This is a genomic window from Corynebacterium tuingiense, assembly GCF_046718165.1.
Lineage (GTDB): Bacteria > Actinomycetota > Actinomycetes > Mycobacteriales > Mycobacteriaceae > Corynebacterium.
Genome location: NZ_CP177101.1, coordinates 1130967 through 1153092 on the forward strand (window position 1 = coordinate 1130967; position 22126 = coordinate 1153092).

20 protein-coding genes and 1 pseudogene are annotated in these 22126 nt (G+C 57.5%); 16 read left to right on the forward strand and 5 right to left on the reverse strand.

The features are described 5' to 3' along the window. Positions 1–25: 25 nt before the first annotated feature. The gene (locus ACLI1T_RS05400; RefSeq protein WP_411703250.1) at positions 26–397 is read left to right on the forward strand and encodes a hypothetical protein; all 372 of its coding nucleotides are present in this window, start codon (positions 26–28) and stop codon (positions 395–397) included. Here ACLI1T_RS05400 and ACLI1T_RS05405 read toward each other — a convergent pair. Together ACLI1T_RS05405 and ACLI1T_RS05410 are read right to left on the reverse strand one after the other, a co-directional pair. After that, positions 361–828: an RDD family protein gene (locus tag ACLI1T_RS05405; protein ID WP_411703251.1), complete on the reverse strand. Its 468-nt coding sequence runs from the start codon at positions 826–828 to the stop codon at positions 361–363. The genes ACLI1T_RS05400 and ACLI1T_RS05405 overlap by 37 nt on opposite strands. 10 nt (positions 829–838) lie before the next feature. Further along, positions 839–1558 (reverse strand): class I SAM-dependent methyltransferase, encoded by a 720-nt coding sequence (locus tag ACLI1T_RS05410; protein WP_411703252.1) that lies wholly within the window; start codon positions 1556–1558, stop codon positions 839–841. Positions 1559–1808: 250 nt separating this feature from the next. On the opposite strand from ACLI1T_RS05410, the gene rpsA reads away from it, so the two are divergent. From rpsA to ACLI1T_RS05445, 7 genes and pseudogenes are all read left to right on the forward strand, one after another. Next, on the forward strand, positions 1809–3272 hold the full coding sequence (gene rpsA / locus ACLI1T_RS05415; protein ID WP_005280312.1) for a 30S ribosomal protein S1: 1464 nt from the start codon (positions 1809–1811) through the stop codon (positions 3270–3272). A gap of 315 nt (positions 3273–3587) precedes the next feature. Further along, a pseudogene (locus ACLI1T_RS05420) lies at positions 3588–5635 on the forward strand (glucose PTS transporter subunit IIA). A 74-nt stretch (positions 5636–5709) separates the two neighbouring features. Next, on the forward strand, positions 5710–6312 hold the full coding sequence (gene coaE, locus ACLI1T_RS05425) for a dephospho-CoA kinase (RefSeq protein ID WP_411703253.1): 603 nt from the start codon (positions 5710–5712) through the stop codon (positions 6310–6312). A gap of 75 nt (positions 6313–6387) precedes the next feature. Continuing rightward, on the forward strand, positions 6388–6750 hold the full coding sequence (locus ACLI1T_RS05430; RefSeq protein WP_411703254.1) for a DUF4259 domain-containing protein: 363 nt from the start codon (positions 6388–6390) through the stop codon (positions 6748–6750). Positions 6751–6789: 39 nt separating this feature from the next. Continuing rightward, entirely contained in the window at positions 6790–8883 is a 2094-nt protein-coding gene (gene uvrB / locus ACLI1T_RS05435) for an excinuclease ABC subunit UvrB (RefSeq protein WP_288746911.1), read from the forward strand. A gap of 149 nt (positions 8884–9032) precedes the next feature. After that, positions 9033–9485 (forward strand): universal stress protein, encoded by a 453-nt coding sequence (locus ACLI1T_RS05440; RefSeq protein ID WP_005280318.1) that lies wholly within the window; start codon positions 9033–9035, stop codon positions 9483–9485. A gap of 83 nt (positions 9486–9568) precedes the next feature. Then, positions 9569–10009, forward strand: a complete 441-nt coding sequence (locus ACLI1T_RS05445) for a universal stress protein (protein WP_005282685.1) — start codon at positions 9569–9571, stop codon at positions 10007–10009. Positions 10010–10098: 89 nt separating this feature from the next. On the opposite strand, the gene ACLI1T_RS05450 is transcribed toward ACLI1T_RS05445, so the two are convergent. The 3 genes from ACLI1T_RS05450 to ACLI1T_RS05460 all read right to left on the reverse strand — a co-directional run bounded on the left by ACLI1T_RS05450 (position 10099) and on the right by ACLI1T_RS05460 (position 14195). After that, the gene (locus ACLI1T_RS05450) at positions 10099–12357 is read right to left on the reverse strand and encodes a HelD family protein (RefSeq protein WP_411703255.1); all 2259 of its coding nucleotides are present in this window, start codon (positions 12355–12357) and stop codon (positions 10099–10101) included. Between the two features lie 141 nt (positions 12358–12498). Beyond that, positions 12499–13515 (reverse strand): DoxX family protein, encoded by a 1017-nt coding sequence (locus ACLI1T_RS05455; protein WP_349853196.1) that lies wholly within the window; start codon positions 13513–13515, stop codon positions 12499–12501. Positions 13516–13592: 77 nt separating this feature from the next. Further along, positions 13593–14195: an MBL fold metallo-hydrolase gene (locus ACLI1T_RS05460; protein ID WP_349853197.1), complete on the reverse strand. Its 603-nt coding sequence runs from the start codon at positions 14193–14195 to the stop codon at positions 13593–13595. A gap of 64 nt (positions 14196–14259) precedes the next feature. Between ACLI1T_RS05460 and uvrA the strand changes: the two genes are divergently transcribed. The 8 genes from uvrA (at position 14260) to pheS (ending at position 22125) form a co-directional block, all read left to right on the forward strand. Then, on the forward strand, positions 14260–17100 hold the full coding sequence (uvrA, locus tag ACLI1T_RS05465; RefSeq protein WP_023026537.1) for an excinuclease ABC subunit UvrA: 2841 nt from the start codon (positions 14260–14262) through the stop codon (positions 17098–17100). A 104-nt stretch (positions 17101–17204) separates the two neighbouring features. Then, positions 17205–18020, forward strand: a complete 816-nt coding sequence (locus tag ACLI1T_RS05470; protein WP_232208517.1) for a hypothetical protein — start codon at positions 17205–17207, stop codon at positions 18018–18020. 270 nt (positions 18021–18290) lie between these two features. After that, entirely contained in the window at positions 18291–18812 is a 522-nt protein-coding gene (gene infC, locus ACLI1T_RS05475; protein WP_081443661.1) for a translation initiation factor IF-3, read from the forward strand. A gap of 35 nt (positions 18813–18847) precedes the next feature. Then, positions 18848–19042 (forward strand): 50S ribosomal protein L35, encoded by a 195-nt coding sequence (gene rpmI / locus ACLI1T_RS05480; RefSeq protein WP_005280326.1) that lies wholly within the window; start codon positions 18848–18850, stop codon positions 19040–19042. A gap of 56 nt (positions 19043–19098) precedes the next feature. After that, on the forward strand, positions 19099–19482 hold the full coding sequence (gene rplT / locus ACLI1T_RS05485; protein ID WP_411703256.1) for a 50S ribosomal protein L20: 384 nt from the start codon (positions 19099–19101) through the stop codon (positions 19480–19482). A 163-nt stretch (positions 19483–19645) separates the two neighbouring features. Next, on the forward strand, positions 19646–20056 hold the full coding sequence (locus ACLI1T_RS05490) for a TM2 domain-containing protein (RefSeq protein WP_023026542.1): 411 nt from the start codon (positions 19646–19648) through the stop codon (positions 20054–20056). Positions 20057–20151: 95 nt separating this feature from the next. Next, positions 20152–20958, forward strand: a complete 807-nt coding sequence (locus tag ACLI1T_RS05495) for a TrmH family RNA methyltransferase (protein WP_023027922.1) — start codon at positions 20152–20154, stop codon at positions 20956–20958. 120 nt (positions 20959–21078) lie between these two features. After that, entirely contained in the window at positions 21079–22125 is a 1047-nt protein-coding gene (gene pheS / locus ACLI1T_RS05500) for a phenylalanine--tRNA ligase subunit alpha (RefSeq protein WP_349853205.1), read from the forward strand. Position 22126: the final 1 nt, after the last annotated feature.

The following is a 22126-nucleotide window of genomic DNA, read 5'->3' on the forward strand; positions in this document are numbered from 1 at the left end:
GAGAATAGTATTTTAAAGTAATTTCATGGAGTTTCTCGGAAAACGTATTAGGTGGAAGTCTCGCCCCTTCGTCTTGCGCTTTTTTGAGTCTATGTGGGCAGCCATGGTCGCATACCCGGCGGGACAGATTGCTGAGAGCGGCTTTAAAGAAGCGGTAAGCAGCGATACATTTTACTTCATTTTCTATGCGGTTATGGCTTTTGGGTTATTCCTTTCTGCTGGTAACGCCGCCAGGGAAGGCGAGAACCCGTGGCGCTACCGGGGGCAGGCGGCCGGTGTAATGATCGCGGTAACTGTCATTGCCGTGGCTTTCCCGAATTCGTGGGTATTTCTGCTTATTACTATTGCTGCAGTGGTGTACTACCTCTGGCCGCGCATCGCGGTGGAATCCTCCTGAGGTCGCTTTTCCACCAGGCAGCCGGCCAAGAGGTCAAAGGGCGTTTGGCCGATGGCTAAAACAGAAATGCCTAGAATCGCAAGGGTAATGCCGTCGATGTCCCAGCCGGTGAGCGTCAGGGGCGTGAGCAGTAGCCACGAATTGCGCAGGCACGCGGTGACAAACGGCGAGCGGGCCGGAATGATTTCTAGCTGCATCGACCATTTGCCCAGGGACGTAGACTTCTTCGTTTCCACCCACACGCGGTAGGTATAAAAGACCACGGCGAGAGCGACCGCCTCGTAGATCTCTTCGGGGCGGCCGGATAAGGGGGTACCGGCAAGAGCATTAATCAGCCACCGCACCACGGTGACGATGGCGGCCACGAGAAAGGCGTCGATCCACCAAGCCACGGCGCGGCGCAGGAAAATTCCCAGTCTTTCGGCAATCATGTTCTCTACGTTAGTTGTATGCGCGGCAGATGAAAATCATGCTGCCAGGGAAAATTTCCCCGCGCTGCCTAGACCACTGACCCCAGGTGGTATCTAAGCCTTCGGGCCATTCCGGTTCGATGAGGAATGGTCCGCGACCTTGGAGCGCGCGGAACCAATCGCTGATGGTGCGGTGAAATTCGGCGTAGGTGAGCGTCCCGGCGGAATCGTGTTCCAGATAGGCGCGGTCGAAATAACTTATCTCAGCGGTGAGGCTGGTGGGATCATCGGGGAAGATCCAGCGCATTGGGTGGGTCACGGAGAATACGAAGCGCCCACCTGGGCGCACCACGCGGGCAACCTCCGCGAGCGCGGCATCGAGATCGGCGAGGAAGGGTAATGCGCCGAATGCAGAGAATGCCACGTCAAAGGAATCAGTGGCGTAGGGAAGTGCTAGCGCGTCGGCTTGGATGAGCGCCAACCCGGGATCTGCGTGGGAGAGCATGCCGCGGGAAATATCGCAGCCGGTGACAAAGCGGGCGCGGGTGCTGAGCCACTGGGTGCAGGCAGCAGACCCGCAGCCGATTTCGAGGACAGCGGCAGAGGAGACATCGCCAAGCAACTGCGCATCGGCCTCGTGGAGCATCTCTGGGCACCAATAAAAAGAGGAGAGGTACTCGGGGTGCTCGGAATGGTAGTTGGCCGCATCACCGTCCCAGTGGGATTGATTGGCGCGAGAGGGTGAAGTCACTGGGGTGGGTTACCTTTTCTAGTGGGTGTGCAATATTTGCCGTATAAGCTGGACAGATGTAGGCTCTTACAAGCATGTCTATGCCACGGGTTGTTGCAGGCTATTGTAGGAAAGCTTGGGGCAATCACGCGGCGGGATCGAATGCGGCCTCTATCTCCTGTATTTGTGCAGCGCAGATGGGCTTTTAATTCGAGAGACACGCAGTTGTCCACGAACGATTTCCTACATTTATTCGGAGCATTTTTACAATATGCCATCTTCTACTACCCCTCAGGTTGCGATCAACGATATCGGAACCGCAGAGGACTTCCTCGCAGCTGTAGACGCCACCATCAAGTACTTCAACGATGGTGACATTGTCGGGGGTACCGTCGTCAAGGTTGACCACGACGAGGTACTGCTGGACATCGGATACAAGACCGAAGGCGTTATCCCTTCCCGCGAGCTGTCCATCAAGCACGACGTCAACCCCGACGAAGTTGTCGAGGTTGGCGATGAGGTTGACGCACTTGTCCTGACCAAGGAGGACAAGGAAGGCCGCCTGATCCTGTCCAAGAAGCGCGCACAGTACGAGCGTGCTTGGGGCGCCATCGAAGAGCTGCAGGCCAAGGAAGAGCCGGTTACCGGTACCGTCATCGAGGTTGTCAAGGGCGGCCTCATCCTGGACATCGGCCTGCGCGGCTTCCTGCCTGCTTCCCTCGTTGAGATGCGTCGCGTCCGCGACCTGGAGCCCTACATTGGCCAGGAGCTGGAAGCTAAGATCATCGAGCTGGACAAGCAGCGCAACAACGTTGTTCTGTCCCGCCGTGCATACCTGGAGCAGACCCAGTCTGAGGTCCGTTCCGAGTTCCTGCACCAGCTGCAGAAGGGTCAGGTCCGCAAGGGTGTTGTCTCTTCCATCGTCAACTTCGGCGCCTTCGTCGATCTTGGCGGCGTCGACGGCCTGGTCCACGTGTCCGAGCTGTCCTGGAAGCACATCGACCACCCATCTGAGGTTGTCACCGTTGGTGACGAGGTAACCGTTGAGGTTCTGGACGTTGATCTGGACCGCGAGCGCGTTTCCCTGTCCCTGAAGGCAACCCAGGAAGACCCATGGCGCGTCTTCGCCCGCACCCACGCTGTGGGCCAGATCGTCCCGGGCAAGGTTACCAAGCTCGTTCCGTTCGGTGCGTTCGTTCGCGTCGAGGAAGGCATCGAGGGCCTGGTTCACATCTCCGAGCTGGCTCAGCGCCACGTCGAGGTTCCGGACCAGGTTGTCACCGTTGGCCAGGAAGTTATGGTCAAGGTCATCGACATCGACCTCGAGCGTCGTCGCATCTCCTTGTCTGTCAAGCAGGCTGATGAGGACTACTCCGAAGAGTTCGATCCGTCTAAGTACGGCATGGCTGACTCTTACGACGAGCAGGGCAACTACGTGTTCCCAGAAGGCTTCGACCCGGACACCAACGAGTGGAAGGAAGGCTTCGACGAGCAGCGTCAGGCTTGGGAGGCACGCTACGCAGAGTCCGAGCGCCGCTTCAACCTGCACACCGCTCAGATCGAGCGCAACCGCGCTGCGGCCGCAGAGGCTGCAGAGTCCGCTGAAGCATCCTCCAACTACTCTTCTGACTCCACCGATGCAGCTCCGGCATCGGAGACTCAGGCAGAGTCTGGCGGATCCTTGGCTTCTGACGAGCAGCTCGCCGCACTGCGCGATAAGCTTGCCGGCAACTAAGGCGCCTTTGGAAACTAAGGTGAGATAGTCCCTAGCTTCACACAGCTGCACTGGCCGCGTCCTTCTCCTTTAGGGGAGGAAGGACGCGGCTTTGTGAGTTTTATGACAGTGGATGCAAACGATTGCGTGTTAGTTTTCCATTGTCAGTTCCTTGACCTGTGGCGAATTGATGACGCCTGTAGAAAAGGCAACCATCCCCACTAAAGGCCACTAAATTGGACTTTTGTTTGTGTTGCCTCTCACTTATAATCCGAGTGTGACGTAATAGCCAGTTGAGTACTGACTATTGGTTTGTCTTTATGCAAGGAGTATGAAGTGGCATCTGTCAAGGACACTTCCACACACATCATTGAAAGCTTGGGCGGCGCCGATAACATCACGTCGCTGACGCACTGCGCGACGCGCCTGCGCTTTCAACTCGCTGATGTGGGAAAAGTAGATCAGGAAAAGCTGGAAAGCGATACGGCCGTTCTCGGTTCCGTCACGCAAGGTACGCATGGCTACCAAGTGGTCATGGGTGGCGGCGTGGCGAACTACTACGGCGAAATCATCAAAACCCCGGGGTGCAACCCGCTGACGAGGAGTCCTCCTCATCCAAGAAGAACTACGACGGCGTACGTGGAAAGTACGATTGGATCGACTACTGCTTCGAGTTCCTCTCTGATACCTTCCGCCCGGTTCTGTGGGCACTACTTGGTGCCTCCCTGATTATCACGCTGCTGGTGCTGGCGGATACCGTTGGCATTCAAGACTTCCGCGCACCGATGGAAGAACAGCCCGAGGGCTTCCGCTTGGCCCACGCTATGTTCCAATCGGTCTTCTACTTCCTGCCGGTAATGGTGGGTGCTACCGCTGCGCAGAAGCTCGGCGCGAATATGTGGGTCTCGGCCGCCATTCCGGCCGCTCTGCTGACGCCGGAGTTTATGTCTCTGGGTGAACAGGGCGATACCGTGAACGTATTCGGCCTACCGCTGGTGATTAACTCTTATGGCTCCCAGGTATTCCCACCGATCTTGGCCGCCATTGGCCTGTACTGGGTGGAAAAGGGCTTGAAAAAGATCATCCCAAGCGCGGTACATATGGTCTTCGTGCCATTCTTCTCGCTGTTGATCATGATTCCGGCCACGGCCTTCCTGCTTGGCCCATTCGGCATCGGTGTGGGCAACGGCATCTCCTGGGTACTGTTCCAGATCAATGACTTCTCGCCGTTCATCCTGGCCATTGTCATTCCGCTGCTGTACCCATTCCTGGTGCCCATGGGCCTGCACTGGCCGCTCAACGTGATCATGATTCAAAACATCACGACTTATGGCTACGACTTCATCCAGGGTCCTATGGGTGCGTGGAACTTTGCCTGCTTCGGCGTGACCGGCGCCGTGATGGTCATCGCTATGAAGGAGAAGAACAACTCCATGCGCCAGGTCTCCGTTGGTGCATTCGCAGCCGGTATGCTCGGTGGTATTTCGGAGCCGTCCCTCTACGGCATTTTGCTCCGCTTCCGCCGCACCTACTACCGCTTGCTACCGGGGTGTGCCGTGGGCGGTGCAGTGATGGGGCTTTTCGATGTCCGCGCTAACGCCTTCGTCTTTACCTCCATCTTGACCACCCCCGCCATGTCCCCGAAGCTGGGCTATATCATCGGCATCGCCGTGGCATTTTTCACTTCCTTCTCCCTCACGTTGCTGTTTGGCTACCGCACTGCCGAGGAAAAGCAGGCCGATCTTGAACGCATTGCCCGCGAGAATAACGAGAGCGTCGAAGAGGTTGCTAACCGCTCTGAATCCCGCGTTCTCGGTTCCTCCGATGACGAATCGGCCGACTCCGAAAACGGACAGACTGCAGGTGTTGCGTCTGCCACCGGGATTGCTACCAAGGAAGCAGAAAAGACACGCATCGCATTGGACTCTCCTCTGGAGGGCGAGGCCGTGGACCTGTCAGAGGTACCGGATCCCATCTTCGCTGGGGCAAAGCTTGGGCCAGGCGCTGCAGTGAAACCAACCGGCAGCACCGTCTTTGCGCCTGCTGATGGCACTGTGCTCACCGTCCAAAAGTCCGGCCACGCGATCGGGCTGAACCTGGATAACGGGGTACAGCTGCTCATCCACGTTGGCTTGGATACCGTGGAACTAGCCGGCGAGGGATTCGATGTCCACGTGGAAAAGAAGCAACGAGTATCTGCTGGCGATAAGCTCATCAGCTTCGATGCAGACTTCATCAAATCCAAGGGCTACAACCTGATCACCCCGGTTGTGGTCACCAATGCGAAGAAATTTGGTTCCGTTCGTGGCGCTACCGGTGCGGTTACCCCAAGCGATGAACTCTTGCAGATTCATCCGAAGCCGGAAGAAGAACTCGAGTCCTAGCAAGTACTCTTAAATTCCGCAACAAGGAGCTCAGGCATTCGTGCCGGGCTCCTTTTCGCGTACCCTGGGGTCTTATGAAGCTAATCGGATTAACCGGGGGAATCGGCAGCGGAAAATCTACGGTAGCGGGGATGTGCGCCCAGCGCGGCTGGCGGGTCGTGGATGCAGATCGCATTGCTAAGGACATCGTCGAGCCTGGCCAACCGGCTTTGTCCGAGCTAGCAGAGAAATTTGGCCAGGACATCCTGCAGGAAGATGGCAGTCTCGACCGTAAGGAACTAGCCCGCCGTGCGTTCGTGGATAAGGAACACACCCAGCTCCTGAATTCGATTACACACCCGCGTATCCAAGAAGAGACCCAGCGACAATTTGCTGCTGCGCGCGAAGAGGGCGTTGGTTTTACGGTTTATGATATGCCGCTGCTGGTGGATAATAGGCTCGACGCGGATATGGATTTTGTCATCGTTGTTGACGTGGAACCAGAAGAGCGGGTGCGTCGCCTCGTGGATTTTCGCGGACTTGATGAAGCAGACGCGCGTAAAAGGATTAACGCCCAGATTTCTGATGAGTTGCGTCTAGCGGCAGCAAGCCATGTCATAGACAATAATGGCACACAGGAACAATTGGCCGAACGCGCCGCGGTGGTATGCGATGAGATCGAAGCGGCGTCTTTTTAACTTTAACCCTTTTGGCAAGTAGCGTTAACGTATTTTCCTATAAAAGTTTACTTTTGGCCCCTACGGTACTTGAGCGTGGGAACTTGGGGCACTGGACCATTCGATAATCACGCGGCGCGAGACATACTCGATAGCCTGCGGGATGGTTCTTTTGATCTCCGGCACTTTCAGCGCTCGTGCAGCACCGGAATCCTTGACTCCGATGAAGCTGAAGCAGTCATTGCATTAGGCGCGCTGACGAAGTTGCCTGCCGATGGCCTGCCGGATGGCCTAGCCTCACGTGATTTAGCGTCCCTGAATACCCCGCAATCCAAGGCGTGGCTGCGCCGGCGCATTAACCAAGCCATGTGCTCTGAGTCCTCGTCGGTCTACGCGCTTTGGGAACCGACAGGGGAGCTTGAGCAGTGGTTGCACACCGCCCAGGCCGCGCTGCCGTGAAATGGCTAGCAGGAGCGTACAAGCAGTAGAATAGCGGGCATGGCTTTTGCTGCTGAACATCCCCTTATTCCAAACTCTGAACACCGCGTGGTCGGCGAGGTAGAACGCACCCCCGGCAAATTTCAGGTGGTTTCTGATTATGAACCCGCCGGTGACCAGCCTGCCGCCATCAAGGAACTTGATGAGCGCCTAAACCGCGACGAGCGCGATGTTGTGCTCATGGGTGCAACCGGTACGGGTAAATCCGCGACGGCCGCGTGGCTGATTGAAAAGCAGCAGCGACCCACGCTTGTCATGGCGCCCAATAAGACCTTGGCCGCACAGCTGGCCAATGAGCTGCGCCAATTATTGCCCAATAACGCGGTGGAATACTTCGTCTCCTATTACGACTACTACCAGCCGGAAGCCTATATCGCGCAGACCGATACCTATATTGAAAAAGACTCCTCCATTAATGAGGACGTCGAGCGCCTGCGCCACTCGGCCACCTCTGGATTGCTCTCGCGGCGCGATGTCGTGGTGGTCTCCTCGGTCTCGTGTATCTACGGCCTGGGCACTCCGCAATCCTATTTGGATCGCTCGGTGATTATCGCCGTCGACGAGGAGCTCGACAGGGACCGTTTCCTCCGGCTCTTGGTGGATATCCAATATGAGCGCAACGATGTGGGCTTTACCCGCGGTACCTTCCGCGTCAAGGGTGATACGGTCGATATCATTCCGGCATATGAGGAACGCGCGGTGCGCATCGAGTTCTTCGGCGATGATATTGATTCGCTGTACTATATCCACCCGGTAACCGGTGACGTTATCGAGCAAGTCGATGAAGTGCGCATTTTCCCCGCCACGCACTACGTGGCCGGCCCAGAGCGCATGGAAAAGGCCGTGGCCGATATCAAGGAAGAGTTGGCTGAGCGCCTCGAGGATCTAGAAAACCGCGGCAAGCTCCTAGAAGCGCAACGGCTGCGCATGCGCACGGAATATGACCTAGAGATGATCGAGCAGGTGGGGTTCTGTTCCGGCATTGAGAACTACTCCCGCCACGTGGATGGCCGCCCGGCGGGGTCCGCGCCAGCCACGCTCTTGGACTATTTCCCAGAGGATTTTCTTACCATCATCGACGAGTCCCACGTGACCGTGCCACAGATCGGCGGCATGTACGAAGGCGACATGTCGCGCAAGCGAAACCTGGTGGAGTTTGGCTTCCGCCTTCCCTCCGCGGTGGATAACCGGCCACTGACCTTTGACGAATTCGAAGAGCGCGTTGGCCAGACGGTCTATATGTCCGCCACCCCGGGCGATTTCGAAATGACCTCCTCCGGCGGCGAGTTTGTCGAGCAGGTCATTCGCCCGACTGGTCTGGTCGATCCCAAGGTGACCGTGAAGCCCACCAAGGGCCAGATTGATGACCTCATTGATGAGGTCCGCGGCCGCATTGCCTCTCAGGAGCGCGTATTGGTTACCACCTTGACCAAGCGCATGGCAGAAGACCTGACGGATTATCTCTTGGAGCAGGGGATTAAGGTCCGCTATCTGCACTCGGATATCGATACGCTGCAGCGCGTGGAACTCCTGCGTCAATTGCGCCAGGGTGAATTCGACGTGCTCGTGGGCATTAATCTCTTGCGCGAGGGCTTGGACTTGCCCGAGGTCTCGCTCGTGGCCATCCTTGATGCGGATAAGGAAGGCTTCTTGCGCTCGACAACATCGCTCATCCAGACCATTGGCCGCGCCGCGCGTAACGTATCGGGCGAGGTCATCATGTATGCGGATAAAATCACCGACTCGATGCAAGAAGCCATCGATGAAACGGAGCGCCGCCGCGAGAAGCAGATTGCCTATAACAAGGAACACGGCGTGGATCCGCAGCCCCTGCGCAAGAAGATCGCCGATATCTTGGATCAGGTCTATGAAAACAATGGGGAAGAGGCGGCCGAGTCGGATCCCTCGGCTGTGGTGGAAAAGCGCGACGTGTCCAGCATGGCCACCGATGAGGTTGAGGCGCTCATCAATGACCTGCAGGCACAGATGGGCGCTGCCGCGCGCGAGTTGAAATTCGAGCTAGCCGGCCGGCTGCGCGATGAGATTGCTGATTTGAAGAAGGAGCTGCGCGGCCTAAAGGAAGCCGGAATTTAACGCCGCTCGCAGTGTCTCAGTAACAGGCTCCCCCTAAAAGTGCGCACTACTGCAACGATCGGCTTATTGGTCCGGCGTCCTGACTATACTAGGGGCGACTAAAAGCCGGTTCAATGTGCCGACCTAGTAATTCACCAGCAAGGAGAATCATGCTTACGTATCACACCATCGCCGTCGGTACCGATGGCTCCGAAACTTCCCTGCGCGCCGTGCGCTCGGCTGCATCCATGGCGCGGGCATACGATGCCAAGCTCATCATCGTCTCCGCAGCCTATAACCATTCTGGCTCCATGCTCGGCGCCCCCAGCGGTGAGGGCTCCAGGCTACCGGTGGTCAGCGAAGAAATGGCCGATACCTACCTCACGAATGCGCAGCGGATTGCCGAGTCCGAAGGTGCGGAAAACATTGAAGTGGTCACCACCCCCGGTGACCCTGTCAACGCCTTAATTGAGGTTACGGAGAAATACGATGTGGAGCTCTTGGTCGTGGGCAATCGCGGCGTTAATTCCGTGCGCGGGCGCGTTTTTGGCTCGGTGCCGACGGAACTTACCCATAAATCCAAGGTGGATGTCGTGGTGGTTAATACGAGTGAAAAACGTTAATCACTTTTCATTGTTAGACTTGCAGTAACGCCAAGTTGGCACACTAGAATAGTTAGGGTACACACCCACAAAGAAAGGTCATCATGAGCGACTACAGCACGATTGTTGTCGGTACTGACGGTTCCAAGTCCTCCCTCCTCGCCGTGGAGCGAGCAGCCAAGATTGCCGCTGCATTCGATGCCACGCTGATCATCGGTTGTGCTTACTACGAGAATCAAGAGCAGGCTTCGAAGACCTTGCGTCAGGATTCCGTCACTATTCTTGGTGATGAGAAAGCCGAAGCCAACCTGCAGGCAGGCAAGGAAGAAGCGGAAAAGCACGGGGTTTCCAAGGTAGAAACCGCCGTCCGCCCTGGCACGCCGGTGCAAGCCCTGATGTCCATTGTCAATGACAATGATGCAGACCTGCTCATCGTTGGTAACCGCGGCATTAATTCCCTGACCGGTCGTCTACTCGGCTCTGTGCCAGCGGATGTGGCGCGTCAGTCCGATTGTGACGTCATGATTGTTCACACCGTTAATTAATCTAGGCCTTCGCCTGACCGGCTTTCGCCTTACCCACCGCAGCGAGTCCTTCACTGGAGCCGCGCGGTGGGTTTTGTGATCCCAGTGGGCTAGAGCACGCCGGACGTATCTCCCACTAGGGTCAGCGTTTGCGTGGCCCGGGTGATGCAGACGTACAGATTCTGCAGCCCCTGCGGGGAGGAAGCGACAATCTCTTGGGGGTTAAGCACGATCACGTGGTCGAATTCGAGGCCCTTGACGGCTTCGGCATTCGTGGCGTCAATGACCGCGGTCAGGCGGCCATCGTCTTCGGTGACAACGCCGGGGGTGAAGTCGGCATCGTCAAGCCGGCGCACCGGCTCGCCATCGCGAATGGCAATGGCTGGGGTGGCATCCGGATCAATGGAGGCCAAGAGGCTATTGGCAAGCTCGGTAATGGGCTGAGGCGTGCGGTAATTGACGGTAAGGAGGTGGTGGCGGAAGCGCTGGGCGACGAACGGCTCCAAGGCCTCGCCCCAGTCATCCACGCCGGCTGGGGACCCCGTCTGCGAGGTATCACCCACCAGCGTCATCCACCGCGACGGGCAGCGGCGGAAGAGCATGCGCCATTCCATTGGGGTAAGTTCCTGTGCCTCGTCCACGATGATATGACCAAAGGCCCACGTGTGATCCTCCCGGGCGCGCTGTGCCGTGGTACGCGTATCTCGCACCTCCTGGCGCTGCGCCAGGGTTTCGGCGTCGATCACGTCGTGCGCCGAGAGAATCTCCGCCTCAAACATGTCATCATCGTTATCGGTGGATTCGGAGGAGGATAGGATATCCAGCGCATCTTCTGCATCCGCGATCTGTTCGCGCCACTCGGCATCCTTGGCTGCCTTCTTCTCCTCAGGATTGGGCAAGCCGATGAGGACGGCCAACTCATCCAAAAGCGCGGCATCGGAATCGGTCCAGGCGTAGCCGTCTGCGCGGTACAAGGCGGCTTGGGTCTCCTCATCGTAGCCACGGGCAGCCGAGGCAATGTGTTCGCGGGAAGACAATAAAGCGGCGAGTACCTCAGAGGGATCGAGCTCGGGCCAAAAATCATCGATGCATCCCACCACGGACTCATCAACGGCAAGATCATCGTGGAATTGGTCCACATCCGCGCGGCTTAGGAGGTTTTCCCCGCCCAGGGGATCCGTGCCCACCTTGGTGGCCATCTCTTGGGCGAGATCCTCCACGAAGTGCTCGATGAATGCCTCGCGCGCCTGATTATGCGGCTTGCGTGAGCGGCGAGCGCGGGTGCGCGCCCTCTTCACCATGGACGGCGTGATGGTCAGGGTCAGGCCATCTACGGTGATGTCCTGGGGCTCACTTGGCACCTGCTGATAATCCTTGACGGCGGCGCTCAGGATTTCCGCCATGGCCGCGCTGCCCTTAATTTCGCGGCCCACAAGCCCCTCGGTATGGGTGGGAGTGATGCCGGGGAATAGCCCACCGATGGTGGAGAGCACGACGCCGGTCTCGCCGAGCTCGGGCAGCACGCGGGAAATATAGTCCAAAAAGTTGGTATTGGGTCCAACGATGAGTACACCGGTGGAAGATAGCTGCTCGCGGTGGGTGTAGAGCAGGTAGGCAACGCGGTGTAGCGCGACGGCAGTTTTACCGGTGCCGGGACCGCCTTCTACGACCATGACGCCGCGGGTATTATCCCGGATGATTTCGTCCTGCTCGCGCTGGATGGTTTCCACGATGGACGTCATGTGTCCCGTGCGGGCGCGTTGCATGGCAAAATACAGGGCGGATTCGCTTGCCACGCCTGCTTCTTCCTCGCGCACACCTGGGCCATCTAAGGCCTCGTCATTGACATCAGTGACCGTGCGCCCGGTCATGCGGATCTGGCGGCGAGTGTGTACGCCTTCAGGTTGTGCGGTAGTGGCGAGGTAAAAGGGGCGAGCCATGGGCGCGCGCCAATCCAGCAGCAGGGTGCGGTAGTTTTCTTCGCGCGCATCCAAACCCATGCGGCCGATATAGCGGCGATCGAGTCCTTCTTCCGTCGGGTTATCGCCGGGGGCATCGATATCGATGCGGCCAAAGACGAGCCCCATCTGTGCGACGTTGAGGCGGTCCAATTTGGCCTGCAAGCCGTGGTATTCCGTTTCGCGGCGCACTAAGGCATCAGCATCGGGAGTCGCCGGGTCGACCTCGGCCTGGACCTGATTTAGGCGCGCGTTTGCCGCGGTTACCTCGTCATCGAGGCGGTCAAAGAGGCCATCGACATAGTTCTGCTCGGCTTCGATGGCAGAAATTCCAGCGTTTTCCGCGCGGCTAGATGAAGTTGCATCAGCGGGAGAATGATTGGCTGGAGAATTCTTCGGTGCAGAGTTCACAAGACTCCTCAGAATGAAACACGAAAATATGGGTGGGCGCGCATCCGCGTGCCGCGTAGGGGAGGTTCGAGTTTAGACCTTGCCGTGACAAAGAACAACGGCCCAGCGTAGGGCTGGGCCGTGTGCGAGGGTTAAGGCGAATTACTTAGCGCGCTTTTCAATCTTCTTGATAGCGGCTTCGATCTTCTTATTAGCCTTCTTCTGCAGCTTATCTGCCTGCTTGGAAGCCTTCTTAGCAGCGCGCTTGGAGTCTGCTTTGTCGAGCTTCGAGGCTGCGTCATCGGCACGCTTTTGTGCCTTGTTCGCAGCCTTGACGGCACCCTTGCGGGCGGTCTTAGTGTTGGACTCAGCGGACTTCAGCCATTCCTGCTTGTTGTCGCCAACGTAAGACTTGGCGCTATCTACGGAGTCCTCGATGAATGACTTCGCATTGTCCAAGAAGCCGCGGCCGGAATCCTGCCAGTCTTCCTTGTTGTCATCGACGTAGTCCTTGGCGTCATCAACATAGGACTTTGCGGTATCCAGCAGGCCGCGACCGGTGGACTGCCAGTCATCCTTGTTGTCATCCACGTAGGCCTGCGCCTTCTGAGAGGTTTCGTTGAACCAGTCGCCGGCCTTGTTGGACAGCTCGTTGGCGCGAGCGGAAAGCTCCTCGCGCTTTTCCTGGGACTCAGACTTGGTGGGCAGCGCCTGCTGAATCTTCTTATTGGTGCGCTCACCGGCCTTCTGTGCGCGCCAGCGCAGGGACGGCTTGCCCTCTGTGTCCTGGGTGGTGATAAAGAGCGCGCCGAGCAGGGCGGTATTGGTAATGAAGCCGTTGCGACGGTCTTCCTTGTCCTTCTTATTATCTGCGGCCCAGAAGTTATTCTTGCCCACCAAGTTGGGCAGGGTAGCGGCAGCCAGCACGGCTGCGGAGGTGCGTGGTGCCTTGCCCAGAGCCAAGGTGGTACCTGCACCGATCTTTGCGCCGCCGAGGGCGCGGGTAGCTAGTTCCGGATCGTTGGGAATCAGGTTCTTGTAACCGGAGGGGACGAACTTGCGCAGGGTCTTGAGGAAGCCTTCGGTTTCCTTGGTGTGCTCCGAGGCATTGCGCAGGTCGTCTACACCTTCCCATACAAATACCGATGCCAGCATGGGGCGGGCAAACTTGCGAATCATAGTCCTTTAAGCTCCTTAGCTCGTTGTTCTAGACCAATCGTGTGATTGACCATTATACGCTGAAATAGCCGCCTAGATCACCAACGGCGCTCCCACCAATCACCCAACTTGGGGCGTTCTTCCCCCAAGGTGGTGGGCTTGCCATGACCCGGGCGGATGATGGCGTTATCTGGGAACTCTTCGAAGACACGCTTGGTGACGTCCTTATATAGCCGCACAAAGTCGCCTTCAGAGGTCGTTCGGCCCAATCCACCGGGGAATACGGAATCTCCCACAAAGAGGTTGGTGACACCGTCAACGGTGGCCACAAGCGCGACGCCGCCGGGGGTATGGCCACGCAGGATGATGATCGGCAATTTCATGCCGGCAAAGTCGATGGAATCGCCCTCGCGCAGCTCAACGTCCACGTCTTCTGGAATGGCGGGCGAATCTATAAAGGAGGCGTAGTGTTTTGCGTTGGTTGCCTCCAAAACCTCGCCGAGAGCCCGCACGTGATCCCAGTGGCGATGCGTGGTGAGAACGGCGGTGATATCAACGCCGGCCTCGCGCGCCATGTCGAGGATGGCGGGGGCGTCATCGGCGGCATCGACAAGCAAGCCTTGATCGCCGGCGGTGAGCAGGTAACAGTTATTGTCCATCTCCGAAACGGAGATTTGGTGAAGATGTAGCTCGTTAGTCATACATTCCAGCTTACGGGTACATTCAAGGGGAGATTAAAATCTATGATGTGGAGGCTGGAGCGCAGTGGCAGAACGATTGATTGTGCGAGGCGCACGGGAACACAATCTCAAGGGCGTGGATATCGATATTCCGCGCGATAAAATGGTGGTTTTTACTGGGCTTTCGGGTTCCGGTAAGTCCTCGCTGGCCTTCGATACCATCTTTGCGGAGGGCCAACGCCGCTACGTGGAATCGTTGAGCTCTTATGCCCGGATGTTTTTGGGCCAGATGGATAAACCCAACGTGGAATACATCGGTGGCTTATCGCCGGCGGTGTCCATCGATCAGAAATCCACGAACCATAACCCGCGCTCTACCGTGGGCACGATTACGGAGATCTACGACTACCTCCGCTTGCTCTTCTCGCGCGCCGGCACGCCGCACTGCCCCAAGTGCGATGCCGTCATCGAGCGTCAGACGCCGCAGCAGATCGTCGATTCCGTGCTGGAGCAGGAAGAAAAGCTGAAGTTTCAGGTGCTTGCCCCGGTAGCGCGCAAGCGCAAGGGCGAGTTTGTTGACCTCTTCCAAGACCTTTCGGCACAGGGCTACTCCCGCGTGCGCGTGGATGGAGAGACCCACCAGTTAAGTGATCCGCCAAAGCTGAAGAAGCAGGTTAAGCACACCATCGAGGTGGTGGTGGACCGGTTGCAGGTCAAAGCCTCCCAGAAGCAACGCCTGACCGATTCCGTGGAAACGGCTTTGCGGCTTGCCGATGGCCTCGTCACCATCGAGTTCGTTGATAAAGAGGAACTCACGCATACTTATTCTGAAAAGGCGGCCTGCCCCAATGGCCATGCACTTACCATCGAGGAGTACGAGCCGCGCGCGTTTTCCTTTAACGCCCCCTTTGGCGCCTGCCCGGTCTGCGATGGCTTGGGCACTAAGCTCGAAGTGGACGTGGATCTGCTGATTCCGGATCCGGATGCCCCAGCCGTCGATGCCGTGCAGCCGTGGCATTCGAGCCCGAACTCCCGGTACTTTGTCAAACTCGTGGAAGGTTTGGGCAAGGCCATGGGCTTTGATCCGCAGACCCCCGTCAGCGAGCTGACGAAGGAGCAGCGCGATGCGTTGATTTACGGCACCGAAACCGAGGTGCGGGTGCGCTATAAGAACCGCTATGGCCGCCAGCGCAATTGGACCGCGCCTTTTGAGGGCGCAGTAGGCTTCCTGCACCGCAAATTGGATACCACGGATTCGCAGTCCCAAAAGGATCGCCTGCTGCAATACACCCGCCGGGTGCCGTGTAGCACGTGTAAGGGAACGCGCCTGAAGCCGGAAATCCTCGCCGTGCGCTTGGCGTCGACCTCGCATGGTGAACAGTCCATCGCGGGGCTAAGCGCCCTGTCCATCGAGGATGCCTCAGAGTTTTTGGATTCGCTCGTCTTGGGGCACCGTGAGGAAATTATCGCGGGAGCGGTGCTGAAGGAAACCCAGGCCCGCCTGCGCTTCTTATTGGACGTTGGGCTTAACTACCTCACCTTGGACCGCGGTGCTTCGACCCTGTCCGGCGGCGAGGCCCAGCGTATTCGCCTGGCCACGCAGATTGGATCCGGGCTGGCTGGAGTGCTCTACGTCTTGGACGAGCCGTCTATCGGTTTGCACCAGCGCGATAATCACCGCCTGATCTCAACCCTGCAGCGCCTGCGCGATATTGGCAATACGCTCATCGTGGTCGAACACGATGAAGACACCATCCGCTCGTCCGATTGGCTGGTGGATGTGGGCCCGCGCGCCGGTGAATACGGCGGCGAAGTGGTTTACCAAGGCGAGCCCGCCGGCGTGGAGAAGGTAGAGAAGTCCTTAACGGGGCAGTACCTGTCCGGTTCCAAGGTCCTGGCCGTTCCGGATCATCGCCGCGAGATCGATAAAGATCGCACCCTCAAGATAGTCGGCGCACGGGAAAATAACCTCAAGGGGATTAATGTCGAGATTCCGCTCGGCGTGCTGGTGTGTATTACCGGTGTGTCCGGATCCGGCAAATCCACCGTGGTCAATGAGATCCTGGCCAAGACCTTGGCTAATAACCTCAACCGCGCCCGTCAGGTTCCTGGGCGCGCCAAGCGCGTGGAGGGCATCGAGCACCTAGATAAGTTGGTGCAGGTGGATCAAAGCCCGATTGGCCGCACACCGCGTTCTAACCCGGCTACCTATACCGGCGTCTTTGATAAGATTCGCAATCTTTTTGCGGAGACCCAAGAGGCGAAGGTGCGCGGCTACAAGGCCGGACGTTTTTCCTTCAACGTCAAAGGTGGACGCTGCGAGGCTTGCCAGGGCGATGGCACCATCAAGATCGAGATGAACTTCTTGCCGGATGTCTATGTTCCGTGTGAGGTCTGCGAGGGCGCGCGCTATAACCGCGAGACCTTGGAGGTCCACTACAAGGGCAAGAACATTGCGGAAGTGCTGGACATGCCCATCTCAGAGGCGGCGGACTTCTTCGAGCCCATTACCTCCATCCACCGCTACTTGGCCACGCTTGTCGATGTCGGCTTGGGTTACGTGCGCCTCGGCCAAGCCGCCACCACATTGTCCGGCGGTGAGGCCCAGCGCGTGAAGCTTGCCTCGGAGCTGCAAAAGCGCACCAATGGCCGCACCATCTATATCCTGGATGAGCCGACGACCGGTCTGCACTTTGAGGATATTCGCCGGTTAATGTTGGTGATTCAAGGCTTGGTAGATAAGGGCAATTCCGTGCTCATCATTGAGCACAACCTTGACGTTATCAAGGCTGCGGACTGGATTGTGGACATGGGTCCAGAAGGCGGTGCTGGTGGCGGCACCGTGGTCGCGCAGGGAACTCCGGAAAAGGTTGCACAAGTGGAAGGGTCCTATACCGGCGGCTACCTCAAGGAAATGCTGACCTAATCACTAGAGGAATAGTTTCTGCGAAAAATTGCCCTCTTTTTAAAATATGGGCTAGTCTGTGAGGAATGAATCTACGGCGGAAAGTGGGGGCGATACTGGCCACGGTGTCGCTTGCTGCCGTGGCGGCGTGTTCGTCTCCCGAGCAGGCGCCGGATACGGCGGGGGAAGGGGCATCGGCAAGCGCGAGCGATAAAGCCGATGCAACACTCACCAAAGATCTAGACCGCGCTGTTGATACGGTATCCAGGCACTATGACGCCAAGGTCGGCGTGGCCATTTCCGCCGGCGAAGAAAAAATCTCTGCGGGAGACAAAGGCGAAGGGCCAGCTTGGTCCACGATCAAAGTGCCCATCGCCATTACCGCGCTGCAAGACGGCGCCGATCCGTCCTTGGTAGATCTAGCGATCAAGGAATCCGATAATGATGCCGCGTACGCATTGTGGTCCCAGGTGCAGTGGGAAGAAGGCGAGGCTTCGGAGGCGGTGGAAAAGCTCTTGCGCGAGCACGGTTCGAAGGCCTCCATTGAGGCTGACGCTTTTGGTTACTCCACCTGGCCATTGCAGGAGCAAGCAAATTTTGGCGCGCAATTGCCCTGTATCAAAGAAGCCGAATACGTTCATGAGGTATTAAATGACATCGTAGAATGGCAAAGCGTCGGCCTATCGAAACATGCAAGCACCCGGGCCAAAAGCGGCTGGGGGCTTGATGAAAATAGCGATGATTACACTTTCCGCCAATTCGGTGTCCATGAAAAGGACGGCAAAAGGGTAGGAGTAGCACTAAGCGTCGTCGTCGAAGGCGAGGATTATGAAAGTGGCTCCGCCGCGATTGATGATCTTGCCGATGACGTCCTCAAGGTCATCGACAAATCCATTGAAGATAAAAATCTAGAGCCCGATTCCACCTGCGAGGATGCTTAGTTCACCGCGGTTTGCCTTGAGTGGCAGCGGCTGCTAGTCTCATACCTACTACCGCCCAAGGTACCTTTTGCAGGAACCTGGGTCACAAGCGGAGATTCTCCCACCCGATGCCGCGAACTTAAAGCTCGTTGGATAACGGTAAAGGTAACCAGACATTAGTGTCTGGCTCTGTGAGATCTCCCGGCTGCCATTGGCAGACCGGGTTAGATTCGTTTGTGGTCCACGGTAGGTGAACTCATTACCCAAAACCCCTAATCGAGGAGAACCACAATCAGCGCTGAAGCTCGCATTAATGAGCGTATCCGAGTACCCGAGGTCCGTCTTGTCGGACCCGGTGGTGAACAGGTGGGTATCGTCCGCACTGATGATGCCCGCAAGCTTGCCTATGAAGCTGACCTGGATTTGGTCGAGGTTGCTCCAAAGGCTAAGCCCCCAGTTGCCAAAATCATGGACTACGGCAAGTTCAAGTATGAGCAGGCCCAAAAGGCTCGCGAATCTCGTAAGAACCAGCAGCAGACCGTGGTGAAGGAACAGAAGTTCCGTCCGAAGATCGACGATCACGATTATGAGACCAAGAAGAGTAACGTAGTTCGCTTCCTGGAAAAGGGATCCAAGGTCAAGGTGACCATCATGTTCCGCGGCCGCGAGCAATCGCGTCCGGAGCTGGGTTTCCGGCTTTTGGAGCGGTTGGCCGATGACGTCGCTGAGGTTGGCGTAGTTGAGTCCCGCCCCAAGCAGGATGGTCGCAATATGACCATGGTTTTGGGTCCGGTTCGTAAGGGCAAAAAGTAAACCATATTCCACGTAGGATTTAAGGACTTATACTCATGAAGCAGAAGACCCACAAGGGCACCGCAAAGCGCATCAAGGTGACCGGTTCCGGCAAGCTGCGCCGCGAGCAGGCAAACCGCCGCCACTTGCTGGAGGGCAAGCCCTCCAAGCGCACCCGTCGCCTCAAGGGCACCGAGTCCGTCTCCCAGGCAGACACCAAGCGCGTCAAGCGTCTGCTCGGTCGCGCTTAATAGCGCCCAATCAACCCACATCCACCATCTCAACCAGAATTTAAGGAAGTATTATTGTGGCACGAGTAAAGCGCTCAGTTAACGCAAAGAAGAAGCGTCGCGCGATCCTGAAGTCCGCCAAGGGCTACCGTGGTCAGCGTTCCCGCCTGTACCGTAAGGCTAAGGAGCAGTGGCTGCACTCTATGACTTACGCTTACCGCGACCGTCGCGCGCGTAAGTCCGAGTTCCGCAAGCTGTGGATCCAGCGCATCAACGCTGCTGCCCGCATGAACGACATCACTTACAACCGCCTCATCCACGGCCTGCGCTTGGCCGAGATCGAGGTAGACCGCAAGATCCTCGCCTCGCTTGCCGTCAACGACTTCGAGGCTTTCTCCGCACTGTGCGAGACCGCCAAGGCTGCCCTGCCTGAGGACGTCAACGCACCGAAGGCTGCGTAAGCTTTTCAGCTACATAGCTGCTTGCCCACTCCATCACCGGTTAATCCCCGGCGTGGGGTGGGTTTCGTGCTATCTCAACGCCTAATGCTCGTCAAAATCGTGCACGCTGTGTGCTAGATTGATGAGTCTATAAAGCTAGTATTTGCAAGGAGACTGCCAAGCTATGATGAGCCCGTATAACCGTGAGCAACCAGAAGGAAACTCTGGTTCCAACCAATTTCCTGGCCAGAATCAGCCTTATTACTCCCAGGATTTCCAATCCGGTGGTTATGCGCCGCAGGGCTATCCACAGCAACAATATGTAGCTGCAGGCAACCAGAAGTCTTGGGTTGCTACCTTGCTCCTGTGCTTCTTCTTGGGCAGCGTCGGTGCGCATAACTTCTACACCGGCCGCACCACCTATGCCATTGTGCAGTTATCGCTCAATATCATCGGCTGGTTTACCTTCTGGTTCCTGTTGGGCATCCTCTTCTGGGCCGTGCTGGGAATCTGGGTACTCGTTGAGTTCTTCATGATTCTTCTTGGCATGGGTGATTATGACAAGGATGCGCGCGGAGTTCCCCTTCAGAAATAAGCGATTGCGCCAAGGCCCTGCCGGATTTCCGGCAGGGTTTTGTCATGCCTAAGGTGCGAAACGAGAAGTATTGGGGCCAAGGTAGGGTAGAGCCTATGAATTTAGACTTTGAGTCCGCCTTTACCGAACGCACTCCGCGCATTGTTAACGCGGTGAAATTGCACCGCGCTGCTAACCGCAAGAAAGCCAAACAGTTCATTATCGAGGGCGAAAATGCCGTGGACGCAGCGGTGTCTACGGGTGCGGCCACGGATGTATTTGTGACGGAAAAGGCCGCGGAGCGCTTTGCGGACATCGTCACGGCCTGCGGCTATATGGATGTCTACGTCCACCCCATTACAGATAAGGCCGCAAAGCATCTGGCCGATACTGCGACTACGACGGGAATTTTTGCCCTGTGTAGTTCTTCGGTCTTGTGGTCCGCAGGAAAGATTCTTAATGGAAAGCCGAATTTGATTTCGGTGCCGGTGCTTACCTCGGAGCCCGGGAACGCGGGGACGTTGATTAGGACTTCGGACGCGATGGGCGCCGACGGCGTGATCTTCGCCGGCGAGACCGTGGATCCCTTAGGCAGCAAGGTTGCCCGGGCTTCGGCAGGCTCCTTATTCCACGTCCCAGTTGCACGCGATCCAAATATCAAGGACGTACTCGGCCAATTGCGCAAGTCTGGCATGCAAATCGTCGCTACGGCCGCGGATGGGGAAGTAGAGCTTGCCGATGCCGACCTCACCCAACCCACCGCCTGGCTCTTCGGCAATGAAGCCCACGGGCTGGGCGAGCTGCTTGAAGAGGCCGATATGCGGGTACGCATCCCGCTGCGGGGGCGCGCGGAGTCACTCAACCTTGCCACCGCGGCCAGTATTTGTTTGTACGAATCCGCCAAGGCACAGGAACAGAGTTAGGCCGCAATCGCGTTTATCCGCTGTAGCGAATGAAAAAGGGGTCCCTGAGACCGTCCGTGTCCTAGTGACAGAGTATGATTGCACGCGTTAGTTTTCGCGCGAGAAGAAGGTACGAAGTACGTGTCCGATACACCGCAGATCGAATTGACCGAACAGGCCCTCGGGGCCGCGGCCGATAAGGCTATCGCAGCCTTCGAAGCAGCAGAGACGCTAGAGGATCTCACCGCTGCCCGCCGCGAGCACTTAGGCGAAAACGGGTATATCCCGCAAGCCCGCCAATCCCTCGGGCAAATCCCCAAGGATCAACGCAAATCCGCCGGCAAGGCCGTCAATATGGCCCGCGGCAAGATGGAAAAACGTTTTGCGCAGGTCAAGGACGAATTGGAGCAGCAGGCTCGCGAGGCCCAGCTGAAGGCCGAAACCGTTGACGTGACCATTCCTACGACTCGGGCGCAAACGGGTGCGCTGCACCCCATTACCTCCTTATCGGAGCGCATTGCCGATATTTTCGTTGGCATGGGGTGGGAAATCGCCGACGGCCCAGAGATCGAGGCAGAGTACTTTAACTTCGATGCCCTGAACTTCAAGCCGGATCACCCAGCGCGCACCCTGCAGGATACGTTCCACGTGGGCAAGGAAGGCTCCAAGCAAGTTCTCCGCACGCACACCTCGCCGGTGCAGGTGCGCACGATGCTCGAGCGCGATGTGCCCCTGTACATCGCCTGTCCGGGGCGCGTTTTCCGTACGGACGAGCTGGACGCTACTCACACCCCGGTCTTCCACCAGGTGGAGGGGCTCGCCGTGGATAGGGGTTTGACCATGGCTCATCTGCGCGGAACGCTTGAGCACCTGGCCAAAGTGCTCTTCGGCCCCGAAACCACGACGCGCATGCGCGTTAATTACTTCCCGTTCACGGAACCTTCTACCGAGGTAGATGTCTGGTTCCCCAATAAAAAGGGCGGGGCCGGCTGGATTGAATGGGGCGGTTGCGGAATGGTAAACCCCAATGTGCTGCGCGCGGTAGGTGTTGATCCGGAAGAATATACGGGTTTCGCGTTCGGCATGGGCCTTGAGCGCACCCTGCAATTCCGCAATGGACTGACCGATATGCGCGACATGGTCGAAGGCGATGTCCGCTTCACCTTGCCCTTTGGCGTACAGGCTTAAA